This is a genomic window from Burkholderia sp. Ac-20365 (assembly GCF_017104715.1).
Taxonomy (GTDB): domain Bacteria; phylum Pseudomonadota; class Gammaproteobacteria; order Burkholderiales; family Burkholderiaceae; genus Paraburkholderia.
On sequence record NZ_JAAGPI010000006.1, the window covers coordinates 271,716 to 297,764 of the forward strand.

General features: G+C 62.0%; 24 protein-coding genes. 11 read left to right on the forward strand and 13 right to left on the reverse strand.

Translation table 11 applies throughout. The annotated features are described in order from the left end of the window. Nucleotides 1-2 precede the first annotated feature (2 nt). The 4 genes from G3O01_RS14080 to G3O01_RS14095 all read left to right on the forward strand — a co-directional run bounded on the left by G3O01_RS14080 (nucleotide 3) and on the right by G3O01_RS14095 (nucleotide 5,163). A complete protein-coding gene (locus tag G3O01_RS14080; protein ID WP_205805612.1) occupies nucleotides 3-1,451 on the forward strand; it encodes a hypothetical protein in 1,449 nt (482 codons plus the stop codon). Nucleotides 1,452-1,543: 92 nt separating this feature from the next. Next, nucleotides 1,544-2,554: a glycosyltransferase family A protein gene (locus G3O01_RS14085; RefSeq protein ID WP_205805732.1), complete on the forward strand. Its 1,011-nt coding sequence runs from the start codon at nucleotides 1,544-1,546 to the stop codon at nucleotides 2,552-2,554. Nucleotides 2,555-2,557: 3 nt separating this feature from the next. Further along, nucleotides 2,558-3,874 (forward strand): oligosaccharide flippase family protein, encoded by a 1,317-nt coding sequence (locus G3O01_RS14090; RefSeq protein ID WP_205805613.1) that lies wholly within the window; start codon nucleotides 2,558-2,560, stop codon nucleotides 3,872-3,874. A gap of 86 nt (nucleotides 3,875-3,960) precedes the next feature. After that, entirely contained in the window at nucleotides 3,961-5,163 is a 1,203-nt protein-coding gene (locus G3O01_RS14095) for a glycosyltransferase family 4 protein (RefSeq protein ID WP_205805614.1), read from the forward strand. Between the two features lie 6 nt (nucleotides 5,164-5,169). Here G3O01_RS14095 and G3O01_RS14100 read toward each other — a convergent pair whose 3' ends face one another. After that, nucleotides 5,170-5,784, reverse strand: coding sequence for a phosphatase PAP2 family protein (locus G3O01_RS14100; RefSeq protein WP_205805733.1), 615 nt, complete (start codon nucleotides 5,782-5,784; stop codon nucleotides 5,170-5,172). 14 nt (nucleotides 5,785-5,798) lie between these two features. After that, nucleotides 5,799-7,100, reverse strand: coding sequence for an O-antigen ligase family protein (locus G3O01_RS14105; RefSeq protein ID WP_205805615.1), 1,302 nt, complete (start codon nucleotides 7,098-7,100; stop codon nucleotides 5,799-5,801). Between the two features lie 824 nt (nucleotides 7,101-7,924). On the opposite strand from G3O01_RS14105, the gene G3O01_RS14110 reads away from it, so the two are divergent. The 5 genes from G3O01_RS14110 (at nucleotide 7,925) to G3O01_RS14130 (ending at nucleotide 13,278) form a co-directional block, all read left to right on the forward strand. Then, nucleotides 7,925-9,361, forward strand: a complete 1,437-nt coding sequence (locus G3O01_RS14110) for a mannose-1-phosphate guanylyltransferase/mannose-6-phosphate isomerase (RefSeq protein ID WP_346779185.1) — start codon at nucleotides 7,925-7,927, stop codon at nucleotides 9,359-9,361. Between the two features lie 39 nt (nucleotides 9,362-9,400). After that, nucleotides 9,401-10,777, forward strand: coding sequence for an undecaprenyl-phosphate glucose phosphotransferase (locus tag G3O01_RS14115; protein WP_205805620.1), 1,377 nt, complete (start codon nucleotides 9,401-9,403; stop codon nucleotides 10,775-10,777). A 205-nt stretch (nucleotides 10,778-10,982) separates the two neighbouring features. Then, nucleotides 10,983-11,306: a hypothetical protein gene (locus G3O01_RS14120; RefSeq protein ID WP_205805622.1), complete on the forward strand. Its 324-nt coding sequence runs from the start codon at nucleotides 10,983-10,985 to the stop codon at nucleotides 11,304-11,306. Between the two features lie 115 nt (nucleotides 11,307-11,421). Beyond that, nucleotides 11,422-12,585, forward strand: a complete 1,164-nt coding sequence (locus G3O01_RS14125; protein WP_205805623.1) for a hypothetical protein — start codon at nucleotides 11,422-11,424, stop codon at nucleotides 12,583-12,585. A gap of 411 nt (nucleotides 12,586-12,996) precedes the next feature. Then, nucleotides 12,997-13,278, forward strand: coding sequence for a hypothetical protein (locus tag G3O01_RS14130; protein ID WP_205805624.1), 282 nt, complete (start codon nucleotides 12,997-12,999; stop codon nucleotides 13,276-13,278). Here G3O01_RS14130 and G3O01_RS14135 read toward each other — a convergent pair. The 4 genes from G3O01_RS14135 to G3O01_RS14150 form a co-directional block, all read right to left on the reverse strand. Beyond that, nucleotides 13,263-14,741, reverse strand: a complete 1,479-nt coding sequence (locus G3O01_RS14135; protein ID WP_205805625.1) for a CHASE2 domain-containing protein — start codon at nucleotides 14,739-14,741, stop codon at nucleotides 13,263-13,265. The two genes, G3O01_RS14130 and G3O01_RS14135, sit on opposite strands and share 16 nt — an antisense overlap. Nucleotides 14,742-14,794: 53 nt before the next feature. Beyond that, a complete protein-coding gene (locus G3O01_RS14140; protein ID WP_241023930.1) occupies nucleotides 14,795-15,412 on the reverse strand; it encodes an OmpA family protein in 618 nt (205 codons plus the stop codon). Then, a complete protein-coding gene (locus G3O01_RS14145) occupies nucleotides 15,409-15,873 on the reverse strand; it encodes a FecR domain-containing protein (protein ID WP_205805626.1) in 465 nt (154 codons plus the stop codon). The genes G3O01_RS14140 and G3O01_RS14145 overlap by 4 nt, the downstream gene beginning before the upstream one ends. Nucleotides 15,874-16,059: 186 nt before the next feature. Next, entirely contained in the window at nucleotides 16,060-17,007 is a 948-nt protein-coding gene (locus G3O01_RS14150; protein ID WP_205805627.1) for a cupin, read from the reverse strand. A 238-nt stretch (nucleotides 17,008-17,245) separates the two neighbouring features. Here G3O01_RS14150 and G3O01_RS14155 point away from each other — a divergent pair, with 238 nt between their 5' ends. After that, on the forward strand, nucleotides 17,246-18,172 hold the full coding sequence (locus tag G3O01_RS14155; RefSeq protein WP_205805628.1) for a LysR family transcriptional regulator: 927 nt from the start codon (nucleotides 17,246-17,248) through the stop codon (nucleotides 18,170-18,172). Between the two features lie 22 nt (nucleotides 18,173-18,194). Here the strand turns inward: G3O01_RS14155 and G3O01_RS14160 are convergent, their stop codons facing one another. The 7 genes from G3O01_RS14160 to G3O01_RS14190 form a co-directional block, all read right to left on the reverse strand. Next, entirely contained in the window at nucleotides 18,195-19,148 is a 954-nt protein-coding gene (locus G3O01_RS14160) for a LysR family transcriptional regulator (protein ID WP_205805629.1), read from the reverse strand. A 95-nt stretch (nucleotides 19,149-19,243) separates the two neighbouring features. After that, nucleotides 19,244-20,797 (reverse strand): MFS transporter, encoded by a 1,554-nt coding sequence (locus tag G3O01_RS14165; RefSeq protein ID WP_205805630.1) that lies wholly within the window; start codon nucleotides 20,795-20,797, stop codon nucleotides 19,244-19,246. Between the two features lie 207 nt (nucleotides 20,798-21,004). Then, nucleotides 21,005-21,952 (reverse strand): NAD(+) diphosphatase, encoded by a 948-nt coding sequence (nudC, locus tag G3O01_RS14170; RefSeq protein ID WP_205805631.1) that lies wholly within the window; start codon nucleotides 21,950-21,952, stop codon nucleotides 21,005-21,007. Nucleotides 21,953-22,057: 105 nt separating this feature from the next. After that, nucleotides 22,058-23,623 (reverse strand): S8 family serine peptidase, encoded by a 1,566-nt coding sequence (locus tag G3O01_RS14175; RefSeq protein ID WP_205805632.1) that lies wholly within the window; start codon nucleotides 23,621-23,623, stop codon nucleotides 22,058-22,060. Nucleotides 23,624-23,694: 71 nt separating this feature from the next. Then, on the reverse strand, nucleotides 23,695-23,976 hold the full coding sequence (locus G3O01_RS14180; RefSeq protein ID WP_205805633.1) for a hypothetical protein: 282 nt from the start codon (nucleotides 23,974-23,976) through the stop codon (nucleotides 23,695-23,697). Between the two features lie 76 nt (nucleotides 23,977-24,052). After that, nucleotides 24,053-25,039 carry an alpha/beta hydrolase gene (locus G3O01_RS14185; RefSeq protein WP_205805634.1) on the reverse strand — a complete coding sequence of 329 codons (987 nt, stop codon included), beginning with the start codon at nucleotides 25,037-25,039 and terminating at the stop codon, nucleotides 24,053-24,055. 60 nt (nucleotides 25,040-25,099) lie between these two features. Further along, on the reverse strand, nucleotides 25,100-25,279 hold the full coding sequence (locus tag G3O01_RS14190) for a hypothetical protein (RefSeq protein ID WP_205805635.1): 180 nt from the start codon (nucleotides 25,277-25,279) through the stop codon (nucleotides 25,100-25,102). Nucleotides 25,280-25,302: 23 nt separating this feature from the next. Between G3O01_RS14190 and G3O01_RS14195 the strand changes: the two genes are divergently transcribed. After that, nucleotides 25,303-25,560 (forward strand): hypothetical protein, encoded by a 258-nt coding sequence (locus G3O01_RS14195; RefSeq protein ID WP_205805636.1) that lies wholly within the window; start codon nucleotides 25,303-25,305, stop codon nucleotides 25,558-25,560. Nucleotides 25,561-26,049 lie beyond the last annotated feature (489 nt).

The following is a 26,049-nucleotide window of genomic DNA, read 5'->3' on the forward strand; positions in this document are numbered from 1 at the left end:
GTATGGATCGAATGACGTACCGGCTCTCGCGGCGACGCGTGCTTGCCACGTTTGCGGCGCTCGCGTGCGCGGGTTTGCGGCCCTGGCGCGCTGCGGCTGCCGCTGTGGCCGCGTCGCCCGCTGCGGGCAATCGCGCGCCGCGCAGGATCGTCGATATGATCGGCACGAATGGCTGGCCCGGCTCGGCCGCCGACATCGACATGTGGCACAAGATGGGCATTAGCTGGGGCCGCGGCTCCGTCGGTCCCGGGCAGCCGGATGCGCCGACGGAACCGATGCGCGTCGACAGGACGGGCAATCGCTACGACAGCGATCTGCCTTCGGTTGTCGTGCGCAATAACCAGAATGGCATCCGGTCGCTGTTGTTTCTCGGCTATACGCCGAAGTGGAATGCGAGTCTGTCCGGCGATACGAAATCCGCGCCCGCCAATGTCGATGCGTGGGAGCGTTATGTGGACGCCGTGGTTCGCAAGTACTCGGGCGCGCCCTATGGCGTGCGCCATTTTCAGATCTGGAATGAAGCGGCGGGACGTCTGTCGGGTGGATTGCCGCAGGCCACTTTCTGGCATGGCCCGAACTTCAACAAGGACGAGCATCAATCCGGCCCCTACGAGCGTGCAATGCAGGACTATGTGGAGCGGATCCATATTCCCGCTGCACGCATCATCCGGCGTTACGGCGCCTATGTCGTGTATGGCGGTTGGCCCGATCAGGGCGGGCTCGACAATCTCGACAAGTGGCTCGATTACCGCAGCCCGCGTTTGAACGAACGCATGGCCGACTGGGTCGACTATATCGACACGCACTATCTGCCCGTGAGCGAACTGGATCCGCTCTATGAGCGATACGTCAGACAGGGGCCGGCGCGAGGCGTGTGGCAAACGGAGATCGGCGACCGGTACATGCTCGACGCGCACTATTTGCCGCGCTATTTCTTCGAGTTCGCTGTGTGGGCGCTGGATCGCAACTGGGACGATCCGGATAAATACCTTTCGATGGTCTATCACTGGGATGGTTACGAGCCCTTCCGGTTGACGCATCGCGGCCCGCCGGCACGCACGTATAACGTGTCCGGCCAGAGTCTCATCGTGTTGAACCAGACGATACCCGGCGCGCTCGCTGCGCTTTCGCAGCCAGTGCGTTTCGGTCCCGACGTCACGGGCGCGGGCTTGCTTTCGGACAAGGACGTAGTGATTCAGGTGAGTGCGCCATCCGGCTGGCACAGCGTCGAGACAGCCGGTGTCGCGGCGTCGGCGGGTAGCACGCAGGTGCGCTTCATCGACGCACTGACTGGCGCCGCCGCGCCTGGCGGAGACGTTGCACTGAGCAAGAACGGCGACGCGACGAGCATACGGTTCCGGGTGCCGGACAACGTCAACGGTGCCGACAAGAAGCCTCCGAGACATCTTGGCTATCTCGTCGTGCATGCAGCGCAGACGAAATCTGCCTGATTCACAGGGGCGCGTTCTTTCTGTATTCGCCGACCACACTATTGCATCGAGGCGCTATGAAACATGCTATGAAGCACGCAATGAAAGACGCTATGAAGCAGATTGCCATCGTCATCTGCAACTACAACTACGAACGGTTTCTCGCCGAGGCGATCGATTCCGCATTGGATCAGGACTATCCGGGTACACAGGTGATCGTGATCGATGACGGATCGACAGACGGTTCGCGAGCGATTATCGAGCAATACGGTTCGCGCATCTCCACGGTTTTCAAGGAAAACGGTGGGCAGGTGTCCGCTTATAACCTTGGCGTGCAAATCGCCAGAACCGATTACCTGCTTTTCCTCGATTCCGACGATGTGCTGTATCCGGGCGCCGTGTCGGAAGTCATGCGTGCGTTCGAAGACGACAGCCTCGCGAAAGTGCAGTTCCGCCTCGACGTGATCGACGAAGCGGGCAAGCAGACGGGCGCTTACGTTCCGCACACCGTGCCGCCCGCCGACTGTGGCCGGCTGCTGAGAAAGGGCTGGATCTATCCGTCTCCGCCCGCGTCGGGCAATGCCTATCGCACGAGCGCACTGGAAGCGATATTTCCCGTGCCTGAAGGCGGAATCAATCGGTACGGCGCGGATTTCTATGCGATATATGGGGCCGCGCTGCTCGGCGCCGTTGCGACAATATCGCGCTCGCTCGGTGCATATCGCGTCCATCACACGACGACGCCGAGCGTGTCGTTCGCGAACTCCGAGCAGATCAAGAAGGCGCCCAAAGCATTCAAGGAGCGGTGGGTCACGCTGCGCGAGGTTGCAAAAAAACGCCTGAATCTCGAACTGCCGCCTGCATTCCATGACTTCGCGCACGAGAAGGCATACTTCGGATCGAGTCTCTATCACGCATCGCTTGGCAAGCGGTGGCGCTGGATGCTGCACGATTCGCGCGCCTATCTGCACACGATCGTCGCGAACCCATTCTGGAGCCTGAAAAAGAAGGTGGGGACCCTGTTCCTGTCGAGCCTCTGCCTGTTGCCGTATTCGCCGCTTTCCGACTTCGTGATCCGCTACATCACCAACCCGCTCGCGCGCCGCAGCACCGTGGAGCAATGATCGATGGACGGCAAGAAGAGCATCAACGTCATCGCATTCGTCTACGGCGGATATCTGATGAGGTATGTGTACCTCATCATCGTCGTGCCGTTTTATGGGCGGGTGCTGGGCGTCGCCGAATACGGGCGCGTGCTCGCGGCGATGTCGCTCATGAACGTGATCTGGATGCTGGCAAGCTATGGCTTCACGTTCGTCGGCATGCGGGAAATATCGAAGGCGCAGAACAATAGCGAGTGCAATGCAATCTATTCGCTGCACACCAGCGCGCGTCTGACCTTGTGCGCGCTGGGTGCGTGCATCGGTGCCATTGCGACGTTCTGTTCGCCGACCTTGTCCGAGCGTCCGCTTATCGGCTTGCTGGCGACCACGCTGGGCGTCGTGTCGGCGTTGAATCTCGGCTGGCTTTATCAGGGGCGTCACCATTTCCGGACGCCCATCATGATCGAGGTATTCGGCTTCGCAGTGAGTCTTGGGCTCGTGCTATCGCTCGTGCACGGTCCCGCTGATTCGGTCTGGGTGGTCGCGAGTCTGCTGACGGCGGGCGTGCTGTCGCTGGCAATTTCATATGGGCTGGCGACATATCAGATCGGCAGGCCACATCTGTCGTTTTCGGGCGTCGTGTCGCTGGTGAAGGGCTCGACGATGCTGTTCTGCTATTCGTCGGGCTCTGTCGTGCTGACGGCATCGTCGACGTATCTGCTGACACTGCTTTCGACCCCCGCGCAAGTTGGCTACTTCGGCGCGGCAGAACGCTTTGCATCGATCGCGCTGAGTCTGATGGGCCCCGCGTCGCAGGTCTTCATACCGACCATTTCGCGCCAGCTCGCACAAGGCGACAAGGCGGGCGCGCACGCTACCACGAGGCGCGGCGCGATGCTGATGCTCGGCTACGGTCTGCTGGTTTTTTGCGGTGCGCTGACATTGTCGCCCATCATTCTTCCGCTGATTCTCGGTGAAGCTTTCACGCCGAGCGGTCACGTGTTGCAGAGCTTCGCATGGATGTTCCCGTTTGCCGCCTTCAATGAATTCGCCGCGTTCTATGTGTTCGTGCCGCGCAAAAAGGACCGTTTGCTGGCAATAGCGGGTGCCGCGTCCGGTGTCGCGAATCTGCTGGCGGCGCTCTGGCTCGCGCCGCGCTACGGCGCGCAAGGGATGGCATTCGCGCGCGTGATCGGAGAGCTATCGCTGTCGGCGATGCTGCTGACCATCATGGTGCGGCTGGAACTGATCACGTTGCTGCCGGGCGCCGGACGCGCTATCGCGATGGCGCGTGTCGCATGGGGCACGAGAAGCGAGGCGGGTGCCGGCAAGGAAGATTGAGCGACGCCAGGCACTGTAAATGCGAAGGTTACGCAGTTCGAATTGGGCAGGTCTATAACGCTACGGAAGAGCACACGGAGGTCGCGGTGAAAGTTGCCATTGTTCACGACTGGTTGGTGGTATCGGGCGGTGCGGAGAAGGTGCTGCAAAACATAATCGAATGCTTCCCGAACGCGGATCTGTTTTCCATCGTCGATTTCATGGAAGACCGCGCATGCATCAAGGGCAAGCCGGTGAAGACATCGTTCATTCAGCGCTTGCCGTTCGCGCGCAAACGCTATCGGGCCTATCTGCCATTGATGCCCATTGCGATCGAGCAGCTCGACCTGTCTGCGTACGATCTCGTCATTTCGAGTTCGCATGCGGTCGCCAAAGGCGTGCTGACAGGGCCGAACCAGATGCACATCAGCTACGTGCATTCGCCGATCCGCTATGCGTGGGATCTTCAGCATCAGTACCTGAGAGAGTCGCAACTGACGGCGGGCGTCAAATCGGCGATGGCGCGCGTGCTGCTTCACTATATTCGCGGCTGGGATTCGCGCTCCGCGAATGGTGTCGATCATCTGCTCGCCAATTCGAAGTTCATTGCGCGCCGGATCAGAAAGGCTTATCAACGCGATGCGACGGTCATCTATCCACCCGTCGATCTCTCGCATATGCCCATTCGTGAAAGCAAGGAAGACTTCTATGTGACGGCATCGCGCATGGTGCCGTACAAGCGCATCGATCTGATCGTGAAGGCCTTTACGCAGACGCCGGAGCGCAGGCTGGTCGTGATCGGCGACGGGCCGGATATGAAGAAGGTGAAGGCGGCAGCGGGCGATAACGTGACCATTCTCGGCCATCAGCCCTTCGATGTGCTGGTCGATCATTTGCAGCGTGCGCGTGCGTTCGTGTTCGCGGCCGAAGAAGATTTCGGCATCTCGGTTGTCGAAGCGCAGGCTTGCGGGACACCGGTGGTTGCATTCGGCCGAGGCGGCGCGCTGGAGTCGGTGCTGGGCTTGCCGCGCGAGCGCCCGACGGGGGTGTTCTTCCAGGAACAGACGTCGGAGTCGTTGCTCGAGGCCGTGGACAGATTCGAGAAGTACTCGGGGCTATTCGATGCGCGTCAATGCCGCAAGAACGCGGAACGCTTCTCGTCGGAGCGGTTCAAGGCGGCGTTGACGTCGTTTATCGAGCACCGGCTGCCCGATAATCTCACTGATCCGGCGCTTCCATATGAAGTCGAAGAAGAAGCCTCTTCGGAATTCGACGAAGCGCGCGAGCGGCATCTTATCGACGTGCATTGACGTTCATCATCCGTGTTCTCGCGCTCGTGCGCGCGACAGCGCGCAGACGAGCGCGGGTGTATTGTCCCGCAGCGCCGCCGAGTTCTCCTTGATGAGATCCTGAAACGGCGCGACGTGTCCATAGGCGAGCATCGACACCGCCAGCAGGGAAAGCGTCGACCACACGGGCCGGAACGGACGGCCCTCCAGGCGAAGAGCCGCGCGCAGGAACAGGCCCGCGGCAAGCGCGCCGATTATCCAGCCCACCAGTACTTCTGCGACCGAGTGCGAATGACCATGCACGCGCGAAGCACCTGTCAGTGCGCCCAATATCAGTCCCGCTGCAATGCCGGGAAACGCAGGCATACGCCACCAACGCAATTGCAACGCGAGTGCGACGGCCCAGACAGCCGTCGATAACATCGTGTGCCCGCTGATGACGCGGAAGTTCGCCAATGGCAATGCAACGCCCCATGCGTAGTACAGGATCTTGCTCAAGCCGACGGGCAGCATGGCGAAGCCAAGCGTGCAGACCCAACGCCACGCAAGGCGCGGATCCGTCCTCGCAATCCAGATCGCACACACGAACGCGACGGGCAATGTGACGGCGGCATCACCCACGTTGGAAAAGACCGTCCACATGAACAGCATGGGATTCACGATCCGTGGACACTCCGCCCGGTTGCAGCGGGATAAGCCTGTCCGGGACGCCGGTACGGCGGCGGTGCGTCCGGCACGCGCCGGGTGTACTCGGGCCTGACAGCAGGCACGGGACGCGAGGCGAGCAACAGCGAAATCACCAGCGAGAGAATCAGTACATTCGACGGCGAAACCAGCCGGTGCTCAGTCGCTGCCATCACGAGAAGACACACAGATGAGATCTCGACGAAGCGAAACGCCGCGAAGTTACGGCCGCGTTCGACCAGCGCGCTGCGCGCCGCGCCGTCCTGACTCCATTTGATGAGCTTCCAGTAGAAACTCAGTAGCAGCGCCAGCCCGACTACGCCCAGTTCGGCGAGGAAGTTCAGATACGAGTTGTGTGCGTGCGAGTCGCTATGTTCGACGATGATGTCGGATGGAACACCCAGCACGCCGAAATACGACACGACATTGCGTATCTGGTCATCGAACGAGCCGAATCCCATGCCCACGATCGGGCTCTGGCGGAAATAGGCGAGGGCTCTTGGCCAGAGCCATTCGTACCGGATGTCGAGATTGGCGAGCTTTGCGTCCTGATTCTGAATGGTAAACGTGTAGCCCATGTAGTCGACTGACGATCGCGTGTGATACATCGCCATTGCAAGCGATGCGAGCACGAGACAGGAGATAAGCGACGCCAGAATCAGGCGTTTGCGTCCGAAGTACAGATACGGCAGCACGGCGAACGCACCGAGCAGCGAGCCGCGGCTATATGTCGAAAAGAGCATCAGCCCATTGAGCGCGATCAGCGCGAGCATGATCTTGCTGCGCCGCTGCAGATAACTTGCTACGCCGAGGCAGAACAGCATTGCGAGAAAGCCGCCTGCCGCGTTGCGGGCAATGAAGAAGCTGCCGAAGCTGTCGTCCGGATGTTTGAAGATGCTGAGCAAACCGTTCTGCGCGAGATACAGCATGTAGGGCGGAATATTGATGAGCACCGCGAATACGAAGAACGCACGAAGCAGCTTGTTCATATCCCAACGATGCGCGTACAGGCAGCCCGCAAAAATGGGCGCATACGCAATGAAGAAATTGCCGTCACGCCGATAGAACTCGAATTCGGTCAGCGATCGCGGATCGTAGAGCAAGGTCGATACGATTGCGAATAGCGCGAGTGCCGTCAAAGGCGTCATGAAAGACGGGTAGCTTCTGCCGAAAAAGCGCCACGCGCAAAAAATAATCGGCAAAAATCCCACTGCACTAACGGGTACGAGGTTGGTCACCGTCAGGAATAGCGCCAATACCGATATGTAAGCCATGTCGACTCTCTCGTGAAGAATGGAGATCACATCCGCTGGCGGAAGTGGCGCATGTCGATGATGGATCCGCGCGGATCCGACGTTGCGCGTGGCAAGTGATTGGGCATACCCGTTCACCGGCCTGAACAGAATTGCGACCTGCTTTGATGTGTGTTGTTCCCGCACATGAATGGGCACGTTGCAGATGGCGTGCCTGATGGAAAAGCACGGGAAACAAGGTGCGGAAACAGAAATCAGACTAAAGAACCGGCGATATAAAACACGCCTTCAATCCACAACCTAACACGAATACCCCTTCATTTCCAGACTCAGATCGATTTTCAGAAAAGATGGCGTCGATCGGTTAGATACTTCGGGAGAAAGGCTCAGCGTGTCGGGCCATAACATCAACCGTTCGCGCCAGAGATGCTGTGACGCAGCGTAACGTGTCTATCATCGAATCACAGGTCGAGCGGAACACGATGGCAACAGGTCGCCAGACAGTCGTCGAGCGCATCGTTGCCGGAACTTCGATCTTTCCTTCATCTTGCAAGGTTGCGCGAGCACGACGCGGGTAAGGCGTTCTGATGAAGAGCGTCTTCATTCGCGGCCGGTGCGATCTGCGGCCATCACTATCCCCGCGTCGTCACCCCAACATTTCGCGCGCAAGGTGTGTAGATAAAACGGCGGTTGTCGGATCCTATGCACTTCGCCCGGACAGTCAGGGGCGGCGAGGATCGGGCTTCAATACCAGGGAGATTGAAGTGGACAAACGAACCACGAATGCCGAACGGCAGAACGTCGCTGCGGCCGTTGTCGATGCGGCAGTCGACAGCACGCATCTCGTGCAGGTCATTCTCGCTGGCGGATCGGGCACGCGGCTCTGGCCGGTGTCGCGTGAGCAATATCCGAAGCAGCTGATCGACGTAGTTGGCGATCAGTCGTTGCTCCAGGCCACGATGCAGCGCATGAATGGCTTCACGAGCACGTTGAAAATAACAGCGGATCCCGTGATCGTATGCGGCGTCGAGCATTTCTATGCGACCTCCGAACAGGCGCGCGAGTGCGGCGTGAAGGCGTGCGTCGTGGTCGAGCCGGCGCGGCGCGATACGGCGCCCGCATTGACGCTGGCTGCGTTGGCGGCAAGCGCCGACGGCGACGATCCGATTCTCGTCGCCATGCCCGCCGACCATGCGATTGCCGATGTGCCTGCGTTGCACCAGGCCATCGAACTCGCGGCGCTTCATGCGCAGGCGGGTGAAATCGCCACATTGGGTGTGCCGCCGACACACGCGGACACGGGCTTCGGCTACATTCGCCTCGGCGCGCAACTGGCCGATGGCGCACACCGCATTGATCGCTTCGTCGAGAAGCCCGCCGCGGAGCTTGCCGCGCAATACGTGGCGTCAGGCAACTACTGGTGGAATAGCGGCATGTTCGTGGTGCGTTCGTCGGTGTGGCTCGCTGCGCTGAAAGTGTTCCAGCCCGACATGCACGCGGCGTGCACGCAAGCCTTTGCAAACGCGAAGCGCGATGATGGCTACATCGCGCCCGGCGCCGATGCGTTCGCACAGTCGCCTTCCGACTCGATCGACTACGCGGTGATGGAGCAGCTCGGCAAGGCGGATTCGCCGTTCACGGGTATCGTCGTGCCGCTCGAAGCCGGCTGGTCCGACCTCGGTTCATGGGATGCCGTATGGCAGGCGATGGACAAGGACGAGTTCGGCAATGTGGCGAACGGACGCGTGCTGATGGAAGGCGCGACGAGTACGTATGCGCGCTCGCAGGGCGGCAGGCTCGTTGCATGCGTGGGCACGAGCGATCTCGTCGTCGTCGAGACGGACGATGCCGTGCTTGTGGCGGATCGTTCGCATGTGCAGGACGTCAAGGGACTGGTATCGCGCATCCGGGCAACGAACTCGCCCGAAGCCGACAACCATCGAAAAGTGCGGCGCCCGTGGGGCTTTTACGATTCGATCGATCATGGCGATCGTTTCCAGGTCAAGCGAATCGTCGTGAGTCCAGGCGGCCGGCTGTCCTTGCAGATGCATCACCATCGCGCGGAGCACTGGATCGTCGTGTGCGGAACGGCGCTCGTCACGCGCGGCGACGAGCAGTTTCTGCTGACCGAAAACCAGTCCACGTACATTCCGATCGGCGTGCAGCATCGTCTCGAGAACCCTGGCCATGTGCCGCTGCAGATCATCGAGGTTCAATCGGGTGCGTATCTCGGCGAAGACGACATCGTCCGCTTCGATGACAAGTACGGCCGCTGTAATTGAGCGTCTATCGTGGCCATAGGATGTTAAAGGGGTGATGTGATGCGTGCATTGGCAGGTTTTCTGGCGCGGCTATTCGACGTCGCCCTGATCGTGGCAGGGGCGATCGTGGCGTCGCAAATCCGCTTCGACGACGTTTCGCAGCGCGGCTTCTATCTGGCGTTCGTCGCGTTTGCGGCCGCGTTCTCACTGGCAATCTTTCCCGCGCTCGGCGTGTATGAATCGTGGCGCGGGCGTTCGAAAAAAGCGTTGACGGGGCAGGTCGCGCTGGGTTGGCTGATCGTGCAAGGCTGTGCGATGGCCTTGATGTTCTCGCTGCACCGGATCGATTTCGTATCGCGTCTATGGTTCGTCTACTGGACGGCTATTTCGGGCAGTGCGCTCATCGTGAGCCGTCTGGTGATTCACAGTCTGATTGGGCGCGTACGCCATGCAGGAATGGATTTGCAGCCTGTCGCGATTGCTGCGTGTGGAGACCACTGCAATGACATCATTCACAAGATGGAGGGCGCGACCGCATCGGGTTTCCGCCCGTGGGCAATCTACGACCTTCACCCCACTTCGCAAGCGGCGTCGCGAGTGCCGACTTTCTCCGGGCACAAGGCGTTTGCGCGCTACGTGCGCGAGCAGAACATCGGTGAAGTATGGCTCGCGTTGCCGCTGACGGAAGAGCGCGCGATTCTGCGGCTCGTCGATGAGTTTCGCAATGACCTGATCAACATCCGCTTCATGCCCGATGTGCGCGCGCTCGCGCTGTTCGAAGGCAGCGTGACGAACCTGCTCGATCAGCCGACGATCAATCTCGCCGCGTCGCCGTTGCCGCCAAACGCGATGGTCAAGAAGGATCTGTTCGATCGTCTTTTCGCACTGTGTGCGTTGCTTGCCATCTCGCCGATCCTTCTCGCGTGTGCAATTGCGGTGAAGCTGAGTTCGCGCGGTCCCGTGTTTTTCAGGCAGCAGCGCAAGGGTGCGGACGGCCGTGTCTTCACGATCTACAAGTTCCGCACGATGCGCCTGCATCAGCAGAAAGCGGGCGTTCTCGAACAGGCCAGACGCGACGATCCCCGCATTACGCGGGTAGGCGGTTTCTTGCGGCGCACGAGTCTCGACGAGTTGCCGCAGTTCTTCAACGTGCTGTGCGGCGATATGTCGGTGGTCGGGCCGCGTCCGCATGCGCTGGAACACGACGATCAGTATCAGCACGTGGTGTCGGGCTATATCCACCGTTACCGTATCAAGCCGGGCATTACAGGCTGGGCGCAGATCAACGGATTTCGCGGCGAAACCGATCGCCTCGAAAAGATGGAAGGGCGTGTGGAACACGACCTGTACTACCTGCGCAACTGGTCCTTCGCTCTGGATTTGCGGATCATCCTCGCGACCATCTTCAAAGGCATTGCTCATCAGAACGCGTATTGAGCGTAGGTGAGCATTGCGCTTCAACGAGGTTTTAGAGGTTCCGTATTTCCCCGCCATTCACATTTCCGCAGGAACGGCTCTACGCATTGTCAGAGCAGGTGCGCAATACATGACTCATGCAATCACGTTCGAAAGAACTTCCAGCCGCGCGCAACGCGGCCGGCTGCGAGATGACGATCGAACTTCGGTTCATCAGGAGCGCGTCGTGAGCGAGCAGCTTTGGTGCGTTCACTTCGAAGGGCTCGACGACTTCGTTGCGGCCTCCTCACAGGAAGTGGCCGAGCGGGAAGCGTCGGCAATCAACGCGTATATCGACAGCGTGAAAGACAACGCGCCGACGCGCCTCGTGCGCGCGTCGGCCATCGTCTGGCCATTCTCGCCGGCAGGCCATGCGCGGTCGCTGGAAACCGACTGGCAAGACTTGCAGCGGATGCCGCATCGCCAGGCCGGTCAAGATCATCAGCGCGAGCGCGACACGCGCGCGACGTCGATATTCCGGCGTATCAAGGCGCTCTTCTGTCGAGCCTGATGTAAGGGCCTGCAAACCGCAACGGTCCATCACACCACATCCGCACGCGCGGATTCACGATCAAAAAGATGCTGTTAAACGGCACGTTACTCACATTACACAGGCGGAGATCGATATGTCGTATAGCGTCGTTGCAAGGATCGTCACGATAGGTGCCATGCTGGTGCTGGCGGGTTGTGGAGGAGGCGGTGGCGGTTCGGGCGCGTCGCCTGGCGCGCCGAGTTCGAACACGAGCCAGCCGGCACTCGCGAACGCAACCGCGCTTGTCGACGGCACCAAGGTTGGCGACGATTACTGGCCCGCGGGCTCGACGCAAACGGGCGGCACGGGCCAGGCAGTCGGCGGGCTGAATTGCGGCGCGCGCAGCAACATCTATACGTACTCGCATCTGTCGATCTATCTGAACGGCAAGGCGCTCGCGTTGCCCGCGAACATCGGTACCGTTGCGCCGACGATGTCCGCGCAAACGGGTTGCGCCTATCCCGTACACACGGATGATGAAACCGGCAAGATCCGCATGGACGCAAGTTCGAGTGCGTCATATACGCTTGGCCAGTTCTTCGCGATCTGGGGGCAGCCGCTCACGTCGGCCAATGTAGCAGGGCTGACAGGTACGCCAATCACGATCTATGTGAACAACGGCGGCCAGTTGAGCAAATACACGGGCGATCCCGCCAGCCTCGTGCTGCCCGCGCACGGCGAAGTGTCGATCGAGATCGGCACGCCGGTGGGGCAGATTCCCACGTTCAACTGGACCGATCCGCCGTCGTTCGATCCCAACCAGACGGTGCTTGCCTACGGCGGCACGGTTGGCACCGCGCACTGGCAGAACGGCAACACCGCGACGGGTGGCACGGGCGCAGATGTCGACGGCCTGATCTGCGCGTCGGGCATGAGCGAGCTGTATCACGTGCATGCGCATCTGGCCATCGTGAACAACGGTCAGTGGCTTGCGTTACCCGCCAACGTGGGCATTCTCTCTCAATGCAACTACGAGATGCACACCCACGATTCGACAGGGATCATCCACATCGAAACGCCGAACCTGAAAACCTTCACGTTGGGGCAGTTCTTCGATATATGGGGGCAGACGCTGTCGAATACGAATGTGGCTGGCGTAACGGGCACAGTGGTTGCCTACGTCAATGACAATGGTGACGTGCGCCGATACGAAGGCGATTTGCGCAGCATCGAGCTGATCTCGCATCGGGACATCACGCTGCAGATCGGCAATTCGATGAGCATGCTGCCGACTTACTCGTGGTATGAGCCGCAATAGCGCCGCGGGATCACGCTTTATTCTGTTGGTCAAACGCTGACGTCGAACGGAAATCCGTTGGCGTCTTCCCAACAACGCGGCATTGCCGGGTCCGTCGGACTTTCCACGCAATGCCGCGATATTCCTTTTTTTTCAACAACCTGACAGTGCGCGCCGATCAGACCGTGCATTCATGGCATAGCCTGTGCATCTAAAGGCGCGGGCACAACGACGGCCGGTTCGGCGCTAACGCCACGGCGTCAGCAGCATTGATCCATTTCCCCGAGAAAGTGTTGTTCGTTTGAGCCTCTTTGGCAGCGTACCCGGCAACGTGTCGTATACCGGCGCTGCACATCGTCCCTGCAATCCTGAACCTGACGCAACACGCAACCCGTGTGTGCGAAGGTGTTCATTTGTTTAATTGGAGTCCTTATGAAATCGAAGCTCATCGTCACTGTTCTCGTCGCAAGCTCCGCTGCACTGGCTGCCCCTGCTTTCGCAAGCGGTTACGGACCGGCGCCTTACTATCGTCCCGACGTCGGCGCGCCCGCTTCTCAGGCGGGTCAGACCGCGCAGACACTCGCAGCGGAAGCCGCGCAGGCCAGTGCCGCGGAAGAGATGCGCATGGGTGTCGGCGGTGATGAAACCATGACCACGCAGTCGGGCCGCCGTATGCCGGTCGATCGTCCCGATCCGGTCTATCGCGGAAGCTGATCGGCGGAACGCGAAGCGCTGGCTCGCCGGCGCTTCGCCTCGCGTCGTGTTTGTACGCTGAGGTCCAGCAAGGCGGTGGAGAAGAAGCACCCCATCACCGCAGACAGAATGATGAAGATCGACGCGGCGTCGACCAGCAGGCCGAAGTACCAGAACAGCAGCAAAGATCCTGCGAATAGCAGCAGATTCAGCACCACGCCAAGCACCGCCGATGCCTTCGGCACAGCGCGCACGAATGCCGCAAGCCGCGAATCGGTGTGCGGCAGATACCAGATGATCAGAAGGCCGAACGCGAGCACGAAAGTCGTTTCAGCCCATTTGAGCCAGACGGGCCGAAGCAGAAAACGCCCGTCGAAAATGGTCTCGATGATCTGCGCCTGGATTTCGATACCCGGCACCGTCTCGCCCAGCGTGGTCGTGCGCATGTCGGTGAGACCCGTCCCCGTCAGTCCGACCAGCACCAGCTTGTTGCGAAAGCGTTCAGGATCGACCTGTCCTTGCAGCACGTCGCGAGCGGACACATAGCGATTCTGGGTCGCGCGTATCGACGCGAAATGCAGCCAGATATCGCCGTCGGGTTGCGTGGGCACCTGCACGTCGGCGACACCGACCGACTGCACACCTGCGGAATTGGCATACACGTCGACGGCCGCAGACCCGGTCACGACGCGCAGCATTTCGACCGGCATGCACGGCACGAGCTTGTCGCCGAGACCGAGTATCAGCGGGATGCGCCGGACCGTACCTTGCTCGAGCGCGACATTGAGCATTGCCTGGCCATGCGCGGCCGCCTGCAGTTCGGGCAGGCTCGCGAGCACGTAGTGGTAGCGCTTCACCCTGTTCAACGGATCGACGCCATGCACGAGAATCGGCGCGCTGCGCAGATCGGTGCTGGTGTCGAACGCGGCGTGATCGACGGCGGCCGCGCCGAGTATCGATGGCGACGCGCCCAATGCATTCGCCAGAATGGTTTCGTGGCTCGGCAGCGCGCGCAGGCCCGCCGCGAGCGTGGCGGCCGAGGCGGGCAGATTGTCGGCCACCTTGTCGGGCGAGGTCTGGTCGGCTTCGGGCATGTAGAGGTCGAGGCCGATCGCGAGCGGCTTGCGCGCCGCAATCGCATCGACGAGGCTGGCCAGCCGGTTGCGCGGCCACGGCCACTGGCCGACGGCAGCAAGCGTCTTGTCGTCGATTGCGACGATGGTCACGGGCTGCGACGCGGGAACGCGCGGAAAACGCCGCTGATAGTGATCGAACAGCAATTGCCGCGCGGTGCCGAACGAGTCGGGCAGGAAGTCGTCGAGCTTGTCGAAAAGCGGCGGGCGCGGCATGCTGCCGGGCCATTCGCTATACAGGTTCGCGAGGCTCAGGCCGAGCAGCACCGCGAGCGCGACGGGTCGGCCCTGTCCCGCTCTCATCAGCTTCAGAAAAAACACCATCCATGAGTAGTCGCGAAAGCGTTTCATGTCGGCGACGGCGGATCAGTGCCGTTTACAGGCACGGTGACAAATCACGCGTATCACTGGATTGTAATGACGACGCGCCGGTTCATCTGGTTAGGGACGCCGTCCGCCGTGTGCACGACCGGTTCGCGCTTGCCGCGCGCCGCCGTTTCGATTTCCTTCGCCGGGATGCCGGCCTTGATCAGAAAACGCGCGACCGTCTGTGCGCGCTGCATCGACAGCTTGTCGTCGTATTCCTGCGAGCCGGCGAGGTCGGTGTGCCCGACCACGGTGAGGTGCGGCGCGGGCCACGTCGCGAGCGCCGCTTTCATTTGCTGGACAGTGGCGTTCGACTGCGGCGCGAGTTCCGTCGCCGAGTCGAACAGGAAGTTGATCGTGAAGGTCATCGGGCGCGGCGGGCGCGCGGCGAGCACTTCGCCGTAGCGGGTTTCGACGTTGGCCTGGTTGCCCGCCGTTTGCTCGATATCGCCGCCTTTGCTCACTTCGGCCGTCGCGTAGGGTTTATCGATGACCTGAGTCTTGTTGCCGCTGTGCACGATGACCGCGCCGACGGTGCCGTCGGGATCGGGCAGCAGCGTGATCTTGTCGGGTGTCGAGCGGCATGCCGACATCAGTGCCAGCGCCGCGCACAGCGCGCTCCATCTGAGTGCCGGGCGCCGCATCGCGGCCTTCAACGCGTGTTCTCCCCGTCGCCGACTTCGATGATGAATTCGGTGCCGCGCACGCCGAGCGTCGTGGTCGGCGTACTGAAGCGCACGGCTTCGGGGTGCGCTTTCGCCAGCTTGCCGTCGACGACGGCGAGCGAGCCGCGCCGGATGGTGGCATCGAGCGTGCCGTCGTGCGTGGTCGTGTTGAAGGCGAACTGGTTGAGTTCCAGCACGGTGCTGGAGCCTTCGGAGAGCAGCGTGTTGTCGCGCAGCGTGATGCCGACGGAAGACGCGGGGCCGGTGACGATACGGTCGCTGCTGAATACTTCGCTGCCGACGACCGCATCCACATGCTGCGCGGCGCGCTCGATATGCACCGAGCCCTTGACCGTCTTGACGACACCAATCGATTCCGCCGCGCACGCGTCGATGGCGGGCAGGCACCCGCAGGCGAAAACCAGTGCATATCGGGCGGCTTGCTGGCGCATGGAGGGCGACCGTGTTGGCGGTTGAGCGACGCGCGGCAAAACGAAAAGGCCGCGCCGGGAAAGCCGGCGCGGCTGCGTGGTAATCCGTAAGAAGATAGCGTGTCGCGTTGATTCGTTCAGTGCGCTAGCGCGCATTTCGCGCTATTTTCCGTGGGCCTTCTGGCAAAAGACTTGCAGTGTGGTTCATCAACGGGCAAAGCGGATATCCAGCGAACGCAGGTACGTTTGCAAGCCCGCATCCTGCAACGGAATCACATAAGCCACGTCGTCGGATTCGTTGAAATGCGCGTGCCAGTATCCCGGCGGCGTCACGAAGGCCATGCCCGGCGTCCAGTCGACGCGCACGGGATCGACGATATTGCCTTGCGCGTCCACTTCCGTGCCCACCAGCGTATAGACGCCCGGCTTGCAGTCGGGAATGAAATCGAGCGCGATCGACTGATGGCGATGCGGCTTCTGCGTGGTGTTCGGCGCGATGATGCCGAACATCGCCCACATCGAATGCGTGACGGTGCGCGTTTGCGGAAAGAGCCGGTTGCCGAGCAGCACGCTGATGCGGTTGCGCTGCGCCGCGCCCGGTGCCTGCGCGACTTTCTCCAGTTCGGCTTTCGCGCGCGCCGCGGGGTAAAGCGTCGGCTTGAAGCGTGCACGCGACACGTCGACACCCAGATAGGCGAGCAGCGGGCCGTCGTTGACGTAATACAGGCGCGCGGTCGAATCGGCGGCCAGCAGCGCCTGCGCGCCGCCCGGCAATGAGAAGAAATCGCCCTGCGCGAAACGGAAAGCCGTGCCTCTCTGCGTGACCGACCCGGAGCCATCCAGCACATAGAAAACTTGCGACGTCGCCTGCGGATGAACCGTCAGCGATTCGCCCGCAACGATGCGCAGGAAATGCGCCATCAGACCAGGGCCCGTTGCCGGATAGTCGCAGCCGAGTTCGGACGACAGATCGAGCGGCACCATGCGCGTCGGCCCGCTGTCGTACAGCGAAGCGGGAAACGTGCGATACGGCACGCGTGAAATCAGCTTCGCGCCGATGGGATTGGCCGACGACGTGTATTCGAAGTACTCGGCGTCGAGTGTCACGGCCTGATCGTCGAATTGCAGCGTCGATGGTGCGGTTTTGTCCAGCATGATCGTGTTCCTGAATGAGAGTGAAGCGCTTCTCGCGCGGGAAGCGTCGCTGCAGGCGGCTGTTTGCCAACGGGTCCTGATGCAACGGCGTTGACTCAACTATAAGAACGCGATTCGTGTGACAGAATCACTCGAACCCGAAATCAGCTTTGCAGAAAAGGGATAACTGCGGGGATCACTGCGGACGAGGCGTTGCAATACACTGAGTCCGGCTTCTCACTCGGAACGCGGCATACACATGGATTATTTCTCTGCCATACGTGCATTTCTTTTTGCTGCCGAATTGGGGAGCTTCAGCAAGGCGGCCAATCGCATCGATGTAAAGACGTCGACGGTATCGCGCTACGTGAGCGAACTCGAACGCGATCTCGGCATTGCGTTATTTAATCGCTCGACGCGTGGACTCGTGCTGACGGAAGGCGGGCGCGTGTTCCGCGAACACGCTGTCGTCGTGATCCGGACGCTGGACGATGCGCGCGAGATCACGTCGTCGTTGAACACGTCGCCGCGCGGGCTGTTGCGCGTGACGATGCCGCGCTCGTTCGGCGTCAGACACGTGATACGGCATCTGCCCGAGTTCATGGACCGCTATCCGAAGATCGACGTCGATGCCGTAATGACCGACGACACGATCAACGTGATCGACTCGGGCATCGATCTCGCGATCCGCATCGGCGTGTTGCCTGATTCGCAATTGATGGCGCGTCAACTCGCGGTGCAGCGGCGCATCGTGTGCGCAAGCCCAGCGTATGTCGCACAGCATGGCGAGCCCGCCGCGCCGGACGATCTCGCCACCCACGCGGCGCTGCGCTCGCCGCTCGCCGCCGATGACCGCTGGCTCTTCTTCGATCGCGCACGCCGTGGAAAGTCCGCGGAAACAGCGGTGCAACTGCAAGGCCGGTTACGTGTCGATGACGTCGAAGCCTTGATCGCGCTGGCGGTTGCGGGGCGCGGCATCGCTTTGTTGCCGACGTGGGCGGTCGGCTCCGCGCTGCGCGAGGGCAAGCTCGTGCATCTGCTGCCCGAATGGGAAGTTCAGCCGACGCGCGCCGCGCCTGCGATATGGGCCGTGTATCCGCGCAAGAAAACCGTGTCGTCGAAGGTGCGCGCCTTTATCGATTTCTATACGGCTGCGTTCAACCAGAACGGCTATTGGGAGCGTTGAACCCGTTGCTACGCGTCAGCGCTCACGCGTCCGCGTGTGCCTGTTTCATCTCCCGCAGATTCGCTACCGAAGCGTTCAGCATCTGCGGAATCTCGTCGCGCAGAAATTCGACGAAAGTCTTGATCTTCGCGTCGATGTAGCGGCGCGACGTGTACAGCGCGTACGCCGTGAGCGGCTGCAAGTGATATTCGGGCAGCACGCGCGCCAGCGAGCCGTCGCGCAGCGCCGACACGGCCGTCGACATCGGCACCGCGCCGATGCCGATACCTTCCTTCAGCGCGACAGCCAGCCCGTCCGCCGAATTGATGCGAAAGCCGCCCGCGCGCAGGTGCACGGTCTCGGCGCCATCGGGGCCTTCGAGCAACCAGCGGTCGGTCGGATAAACGGGCGATACGAACTGATAGCACGCGTGCGCGGCCAGTTCGTGCACGTCGCGCGGCACACCGTGCTCGCGCAAATAGGAAGGCGCCGCGCACAGCACGCTATGCACGGTGCCGAGCCGTTGCGCGACGAGGCTCGAGTCGGGCAACTCGGCAACGCTCAACTGCACGCTCACGTCATACCCTTCGTCGATGATATCGGGCATATGCTGCGACAAGGTCAACTCGACCGAGACGGACGGATAGCGTTGCCGGTATCGAACGATTACGGGCGTCACATAGGTTTGACCGAAGCTCGACGTCGCATGCACGCGCAACTGGCCGGTGGGGACGATCTGCGCATCGGCGGCTTCGGCTTCGGCCTGATCGACGACGGCGAGAATCTGCTCGCAGCGTAGCAGGTAACGATGTCCCGCTTCCGTCAGTACGACCCGGCGGGTGCTGCGGTTCAGCAGGCGCGTGCGCAGATAGGCTTCGAGTGCGGAGACGGCGCGCGATACGGCGGGCACCGTGATGTTCATGCGCTGTGCCGCGCCCGTAAAGCTGCCTTCCTCCGCTACGCGAGCGAAGATCCGCATGCTGGTGAGAGTATCCACTGGTCAAACGCTCCACAGTGCGCGTCGCGCACCTTCTTCAAGCTTGCGCACTGCGATTCGCAATCGATGTTGATGACGCTTCGCAGAATACGCGATCAATCGATTTGGCGCTGGTAGAGCGCAAAGAGGCCGCCGCACACGGCAATGCCGATCAGGAAATAAAAGCCGTCCAGCGCGCTCAGAAAACTTGCCTGCTGCGTGACGACGCGGCTGATTTCCACCAGCGCAAGGCCTTTCGATTCCGTCGCCGGATGCCCCATGCCTTCGAATGCCCGCATCAGCGCGTCGTACGAATTCTGGAAAGCGGGATTGAACGGATTCACGAATTCGCTCAGACGCGTCTGGTGCAGCGCTTGCCGGTGCTGGTCGAGAATGATCATGGTGGCGGTCGAGAACGAGTAGGTCAGTTGCTTGACCATGTTCTTGAAGCGGTAGCCGTGGCTGAATTCGTCGATCGAAAAGATGCGGAACGCGAGATTGGCGACGGGCAATACGATGAATACGAGCAGCAGCCCGCGCAGAATGAGCGGCGGCAAGAGCCACGGCATGCTGACATCGGGCGAGAGGCTGACCATCCAGCCGCCGATCAGCGCCGCCATCAGAAAGCCGGGTGCAATCAGCCAGCGCTTGTGTTTGACGAGCGGCGACACGCGGAAATAGACGAACGCAAAGGCGAGCGACGCGAACGACGTGAAGCCGACCAGCCGGCCCGCATTCTCGACGGGATAGCGAAGGCCGCCTTCCAGAAAGCGCGACACCAGATAGCTCATCGCGTTGCTGAGGTAATAGAACAGCACATACAGCGCGATACCCGTGCGGAACGTCCGCTCCCGCAACGCGTGCAGCCGCACCAGCGGGTTCGGATGATGCCACTGATGCCACGCGAACCAGCCGAGCGCCAGCCACCCCGCCAGCGTCAAACCGATCAGCAGCGGCGAACTGCCGAACAGTTCGAAGCGCACCTGCTGCATCGCGATCTGCAATGCGCCCTGCGCGAACGCGAAGACGATATACGGCCAGAAGTGCGCGTCGCCGCGTGCTTCGCGTTGCAGCTTGCCGGTAGGCGGCACGACGAGCAGCACGAATACAGCGAGCACCAGGGCTGCGAGCATCGTGCAGGTAAAGAGCGCGCGCCATTCGAGCAAGGCAAGCAGATAGCCGCCCGCCAGCGGTGCGAGCGCGCTTGCCAGCAGGATCATGCACAGGAACGCGCGCACGGCGGAAGGCCGGCGCTGCGGCGTGAAGCTCGTCTGGATGAGGATGCGGCACGCGCTCATCATCGGGCCGATGAAATAGCCCTGCGCGCCGCGCGCGAAAGCCAGTTCGACCGACGACTCGCACAGCGCCGCCGCCGCCGAGGCGGCCGCAAACAGCAGCAGGCTGCCGGCGATGTAGCGCCGGTAGCCGAGCCGCTCGACCCACCATTGCTGCTGGAGAATGCCCAGCACGGACGCGACCGCATAGGCGCTCGACGCCCACACGAGTTCATCCGTCGACGCATTGATGCCGCCCGCAATGTAGCTGGTGAAGAACGAAAAGAGTGTGTTGTCGAAATACTCGAGGCCGGTGGCAAGCGCGATAGCCCACGGAAAGAGGTCCACGCGAAACTGCCTGGCGACAAGGGGCGTCTGTGCGGTCGAGGTCGACATGGCGATTACGTGCGAACGCTCGCCGCGACGTGGCGCGTGCAGGCGGGTGAGTCTTCGGTGGACATGCGGGACAAGCGGCAGCCTTCGATCAGGATGGCTGGCATTATACGTCAACGTGAACGTTCGCGTACAGGTTTGCTTATGCCACGGTTTTCCGTGGCACGACTGCTGGATCAGATCATGAAGGGCAACGCGAAGCGCGAGGGCTCAACCGCGCAGCACGGCTTCGCCGTGTTCGACATAGGCGCGCAGCAAATGATGCGCGATCGCAAACGGCTTCGGTGCGGACAGCTTGTCCGGATGCGTGCCTTCGAACATCGCGGCAACTTCAGCACGCGTGAACCAGCGCGCGTCTTCGAGCTCGGTGATGTCGATGACGATGTCCTTGCTGCTGGCGCGCGCGAAGCAGCCGATCATCAGCGACGAAGGAAACGGCCACGGCTGCGACGCGAAGTAGACCACCTCCGCGCAATCGATGCGCGCTTCTTCATGCACTTCGCGGCGCACGGCATCTTCGACGGTTTCGCCCGGCTCGACGAAGCCCGCCAGCGCCGAGTACATGCCCGGCGCGAACTGACGCTGACGGCCGAGCAGACAGCGGTCGCCGTCGATCGTCAGCATGATGACGACGGGGTCCACGCGCGGGAAATGGCGTGCGCCGCAAGCATCGCACGCGCGCTGCCAGCCAGCCGCCGTCGCGCGGCTCGGTGCGCCGCAGTTCGCGCAGAAGCGATGCCGCCGATGCCAGTCGAGCATCGACTTGGCCTGGCCCAGCACGCCGAGCAGTTCCTGCGCGACGAGTCCTTGCAGCGCGATCGAGCGCAGATCGATGCGATCGTAAGGCGTGTCTTGCGATTGCCCTTCAGTCGGCAGGAGACCGGGTGCGAAGCCGAGCGCGAAACGTCCGCTGTCTTCGCTGTCATGGCCGAGAAACACGTTTTGCAGCGCCGGTCCGAATGCGGCCGCCTCGCTCGCGGTGAACCATGGGTCGTGCCGCTCGCCGCGCCTGAGCACGGGCACGTCGCCGTCGAACACGAGAAAGCGCGCGGCGGAATCGTTGCGCAGACGGGCGATGAAGGCTTCGTCGTCGCGCTTGTCGGAGCGGCGGTCGAGCTGATTGAGATTGAAACCGATGGCAGCGGAAGGGACGATCATTGGGTTGGAATGTGGGCCGGGACGATCCGCAAGTATGGCACGGCGTCCGGCGCGGCGCAGACGGTCGATCGTCCCTCACAGATCGCCCGCCTGCGCGTGGAAGCGTCAGAGCTGCTTCACGGCGGCCAGCGCATCGACGAGTCCCGCGCCCGTCGCACCGTCTTCGCCGACGCCCGCCGCCACGCCCCGGCCCTTCGGATCGCTGGCGGGATTCGCGTGGCCCTTCGTCACGTCGCGGGCGGTGCGGCGCAGGATCGCCTTGATGTCGCCGGGCGAGAGCTTCGGGTCCTTCTGCAACAGCAGCGCGCACAGGCCCGCCAGTTGCGGCGCGGCCGCCGACGTGCCGCTGAACACGCCCCAGCCGTCGGTCGGCGTGGTGCCGTCGAACGCGGCGTTCTCGCGGTCGATCTCGCAACCGGGCGATACGGGCAGCGAGATGTATGTCGCGTGCGGCAGCATGCCGACCAGCCCGCACACATCGGGCACGCTGCGGCCCGAGTAGATCAGGCTGGTGAACGCGCTCGCGTAGTCCGAGGCGCGCATCGCGCCGTGCTGATCGACGAATACGCCGCCCGCCGAAATGATCTCGGGCATCTGGCCGGGGAACGAATAATGGCCGTTGCCCGCCGAGAACACGATCACGATGCCACGCTTCACGGCCGCCTGGATTTCCGCCTCGAGCGCGACGAGTCCGTTCGGCAGCGTGTTGAGCGGCGTGTCGCCGGGCCCGCGCAGATCGTAGCCGAGGCTCACGGAGATCACCTGCGGATCGTGCTTGAGCGCCTCTTGCAAGCCTTCCAGCACCGACGCGCCGCTCGACGGATCGGCTTCGTTGTCGAGCTTCACGCCGATGAAGTTGGCGCCAGGCGCAATCGCGAAGATATTGGCCGACTCGCCCGTGCCGTGGCCATTGCCGTCGGCGCGGCGATCGGTGGCGCCCGGCGCGAGCACGACCGACGACGCATAGTGGTGCGCCTTGAAGTACGGATGGCCGTGCGCAAAGCCGCTGTCGATCATCACGATGCGCACGCCTTTGCCCGTGATCCCTTGCTGATGCACGGGCGTCGCGTTGAGCTTGAGCGCGATGTCCGCGGGCGCGGCGAGATGGAAGTAGGGCACGGCGGGCGGCGTCGCGGACGGCGCGTCGGCCTCCTGCGGTGTCGAGGCAGCAGGGCGCTTCTTTGCCGCCGTAGTCGTCTTCTTCGCTTTCGCGGACTTTGCCGCCGCCTTCGCCATGTAAATGTGCGGCCACTGGATATAGACGTCGTCGAGCAGCGACTTGATGGCGGGATCGGGATTCCATGGCGCGCCGTCGGGCGGATAGAGCACCGAGCTGAACTGCGCCGCCGACGCGCAAGGCGCTTTCATGCGCTTCAGGCGCGTCTGGAACACCGCCTCGAACTGCGCGGCCGTGCAGCGCATCGACGCCGACAGCGAGCCGCGCCCCGTGAGCGTAAAGCCGCGCCGCGCGAGTTCGGCGAGCGCGAGGTCGGCCTGTGCGGGATCGGGGATGAACGACGCGACGGTCTGCGTCGACATGCGCGCGCCGAACCGTGTTGGCCCGAAGTCCTCACCCGGCCGGTTGAAGGTGACGGCAACGCGCAGTTCCTGGTTGGCGGCGTCACCGCGCGCGGGCCGTGCGGCTGCGTCCTTGGGATCGTAGGCCTTCATCGCTTTCTCTCCTGTATCGGCGGGAGCGGGCGCTGTTGCGCCCACTCCGTCACATGCAAGACGAATGCAGTTCAATCGAATGAAAGATGTTGCGGCGCTTCGCTGATCGACGAGACGTACGGTTCCAGACTGCTGGGCACGGCAAGGGTTCCGCTCGCGATGGAAGAAGAGGAAAAAAGCTGGCGGAATGCGTCATCCGGCATACGCGCGGATAGCGAAGCGTGGCCTTCGCCGCTGATCTGCATGCCGAGCTGTTCGGCGGCGCGCCGCACGGCTTCGCGATCGGTGTCGTTGCGGTACGGATCGCGAAGCAGGAGTTGAAGGCGTCGTATCGGGCAGGTTTCGTTCGTCATCGCCACCTCCGCGAGGGTCGCAACAGAACGCGGCGTTGTGCATCGAAGAAGGCCTTCGATGTTACGCCTCGTCGCGCTATTGCGCTGCCTTGACCATCTGGCGTGCGGGCGATTGCGCGATGAAGTGGCCGATGGCGGAGGCGAGCGCTTGCGGATACTGATACATCATCGCGTGACCTGCCGAGCGCACCACGAGCAGTTGCGCATCGGGCAGCGCGCGGGCGAGCACGTCGGCGTTCTGCTTCGAGAGGATGCTGTCGTCGGCGCCTGTCAGGACCAGCGTGTCGGTGTGGACGTTGCGCAGCGCTTCGGCGGCGGCGTTGTCCTGTTCCCATGCGCGCAGCAAGGCGGTCTGGCCCGCCGTCACGGTGGCGGAGATTGTCGGCGATGCATAGCCGGCGGGCACGAACATGTTCTTGCGGAAGCACTCGCCTGCGGCGTGGGCGGCCGACGGCGGAAACAGCACCTTCATGACGTCGTTGAATGTCGTGCCGGGCCTGCCTGAGAGCGTCGCTTCGACATCGGGCGGAACGGGCACGCCGAGGCGTCCGGGCGCGGGCGCGCTCATCAGCACGATGCGCTGCACGTTCGCGGGATGATCGATGGCGAGCTGCGTGGCGACGGCGCCGCCCATCGACCAGCCGAGCACTGTGACGTCGCGCAGTTGCAGCGTATCGATCAGCGCGGAGAGATCGTTTGCCATGTCCTGCACGGTGAAGCTCGATGCATCCGGCAAGGAGCGGCCGATACCGCGATTGTCGAAGACGATCACTTCATGGTGTTTCGCGAGGTCGGTGAGAAAGGCTGCGTCCCATTCGGAAACGGTGGCGCGAAAGCCTGTCTGCAGGACGATGGGACTGCCGTGACCGAAGCGGTAATACGCGATGTCGCCTTGCGGCGTGTGTGCGATCTGTTCACGCATTGATGCTATGCGATCAGGGCGGCTCGCGACGATTGGGCAGGCGTTTTCCGGTTGATAACTGACGGTTTTTGCCTCGACGGGGGCCGCGATGATGGTGGCGAGCAGCGCGACTAGCGGAACGATGGCATGTAGGCGTTTCATGACGATGATCTTTTCGCAGCAGGGTTGGCGGCGATTTGCGATCGCCCCGGGGCGCAGTTTTTACAGGAAATGCGAGGTTTCTGCGTGGCGATGGATAACGGGGTGGTGGTTCTGGCAGATCGCCGTTTGTCGTGTGAGCCAGTTGTCGATTTTTTCGGCGACGATCGCCAGCAAGACTGAAACGATCATCACGCTCGCGGCGAGGGTGCAGAAGATGACGAAGGGTGGGTGGAAGTCCATGGTTTGCTCCTGAATGTCTGTTGATGTGGGTTTTGTTTTTTTGTTTTGTGTCTGTGTTGCCGCCTGGCGGCTGGGTTGTTGACATCATGTGGGATGGGAATGAGGGGAGAATTAGCGGTTTGGTTTTTGGTTTTGGTTTTGGTTTTGCCTGGGCTTTTGGTGGCATCCGCGATATGCCTTCGTACTTCAGGCGTTGCCCCTGTGCGGGGCAGCACCTACTTTTCTTTGCCGCGGCAAAGAAAAGTAGGCAAAAGAAAGCCGCTCACACCGCCAATTCTTGACGGTTTCCCACGGGCCCCCAACGGCCCCGTCCTGTTCCCGACATCGCTCTTCTCGATGCCCGCTGCCAATGCTTCGAATTGGCTCATCACCCGCTTCACGCTCCCGCGTCGTCACATGCACGATCGCATCGCCCACGTTCTATAGCGGCAAACTGTGTGTCGGATTTCGCGGCTTATGCGTTCCACTCCGGACTGAAAAGCACGAGCGGTGTCGTAAGAGCGCCGCGGTGTGAAGCACTACGACCTACACACAGTTTGCCACCTGGGCGGCCGTAACCATTCGCTGCCGTTCGCTGTGCTACGGGTGATCGAGGCGGGTGAGGCGCACGTTCAGGGCGCTGGCAACGGGCGGGGACTGAGAAGTTGCCGTGTGAAGGAGAGGACCCACTGGGGGCCCTCAGGCGGTGGTCAAGAATTGGCGGTGTTAGCCCGCTTTCTTTGCTTACTTTCTTTGCGGCGGCAAAGAAAGTAAGTGCCGCCCCGCACAGG

Coding starts and splice junctions, on each gene's coding strand:
- G3O01_RS14080 (WP_205805612.1), top strand. CDS start 3: ATGGATCGAATGACGTACCGGCTCTCGCGGCGACGCGTGCTTGCCACG.
- G3O01_RS14085 (WP_205805732.1), top strand. CDS start 1,544: ATGAAGCAGATTGCCATCGTCATCTGCAACTACAACTACGAACGGTTT.
- G3O01_RS14090 (WP_205805613.1), top strand. CDS start 2,558: ATGGACGGCAAGAAGAGCATCAACGTCATCGCATTCGTCTACGGCGGA.
- G3O01_RS14100 (WP_205805733.1), bottom strand. CDS start 5,784: ATGTGGACGGTCTTTTCCAACGTGGGTGATGCCGCCGTCACATTGCCC.
- G3O01_RS14105 (WP_205805615.1), bottom strand. CDS start 7,100: ATGGCTTACATATCGGTATTGGCGCTATTCCTGACGGTGACCAACCTC.
- G3O01_RS14115 (WP_205805620.1), top strand. CDS start 9,401: ATGCGTGCATTGGCAGGTTTTCTGGCGCGGCTATTCGACGTCGCCCTG.
- G3O01_RS14125 (WP_205805623.1), top strand. CDS start 11,422: ATGTCGTATAGCGTCGTTGCAAGGATCGTCACGATAGGTGCCATGCTG.
- G3O01_RS14130 (WP_205805624.1), top strand. CDS start 12,997: ATGAAATCGAAGCTCATCGTCACTGTTCTCGTCGCAAGCTCCGCTGCA.
- G3O01_RS14135 (WP_205805625.1), bottom strand. CDS start 14,741: ATGAAACGCTTTCGCGACTACTCATGGATGGTGTTTTTTCTGAAGCTG.
- G3O01_RS14145 (WP_205805626.1), bottom strand. CDS start 15,873: ATGCGCCAGCAAGCCGCCCGATATGCACTGGTTTTCGCCTGCGGGTGC.
- G3O01_RS14150 (WP_205805627.1), bottom strand. CDS start 17,007: ATGCTGGACAAAACCGCACCATCGACGCTGCAATTCGACGATCAGGCC.
- G3O01_RS14155 (WP_205805628.1), top strand. CDS start 17,246: ATGGATTATTTCTCTGCCATACGTGCATTTCTTTTTGCTGCCGAATTG.
- G3O01_RS14165 (WP_205805630.1), bottom strand. CDS start 20,797: ATGTCGACCTCGACCGCACAGACGCCCCTTGTCGCCAGGCAGTTTCGC.
- nudC (WP_205805631.1), bottom strand. CDS start 21,952: ATGATCGTCCCTTCCGCTGCCATCGGTTTCAATCTCAATCAGCTCGAC.
- G3O01_RS14175 (WP_205805632.1), bottom strand. CDS start 23,623: ATGAAGGCCTACGATCCCAAGGACGCAGCCGCACGGCCCGCGCGCGGT.
- G3O01_RS14180 (WP_205805633.1), bottom strand. CDS start 23,976: ATGACGAACGAAACCTGCCCGATACGACGCCTTCAACTCCTGCTTCGC.
- G3O01_RS14185 (WP_205805634.1), bottom strand. CDS start 25,039: ATGAAACGCCTACATGCCATCGTTCCGCTAGTCGCGCTGCTCGCCACC.
- G3O01_RS14190 (WP_205805635.1), bottom strand. CDS start 25,279: ATGGACTTCCACCCACCCTTCGTCATCTTCTGCACCCTCGCCGCGAGC.
- G3O01_RS14195 (WP_205805636.1), top strand. CDS start 25,303: ATGTGGGTTTTGTTTTTTTGTTTTGTGTCTGTGTTGCCGCCTGGCGGC.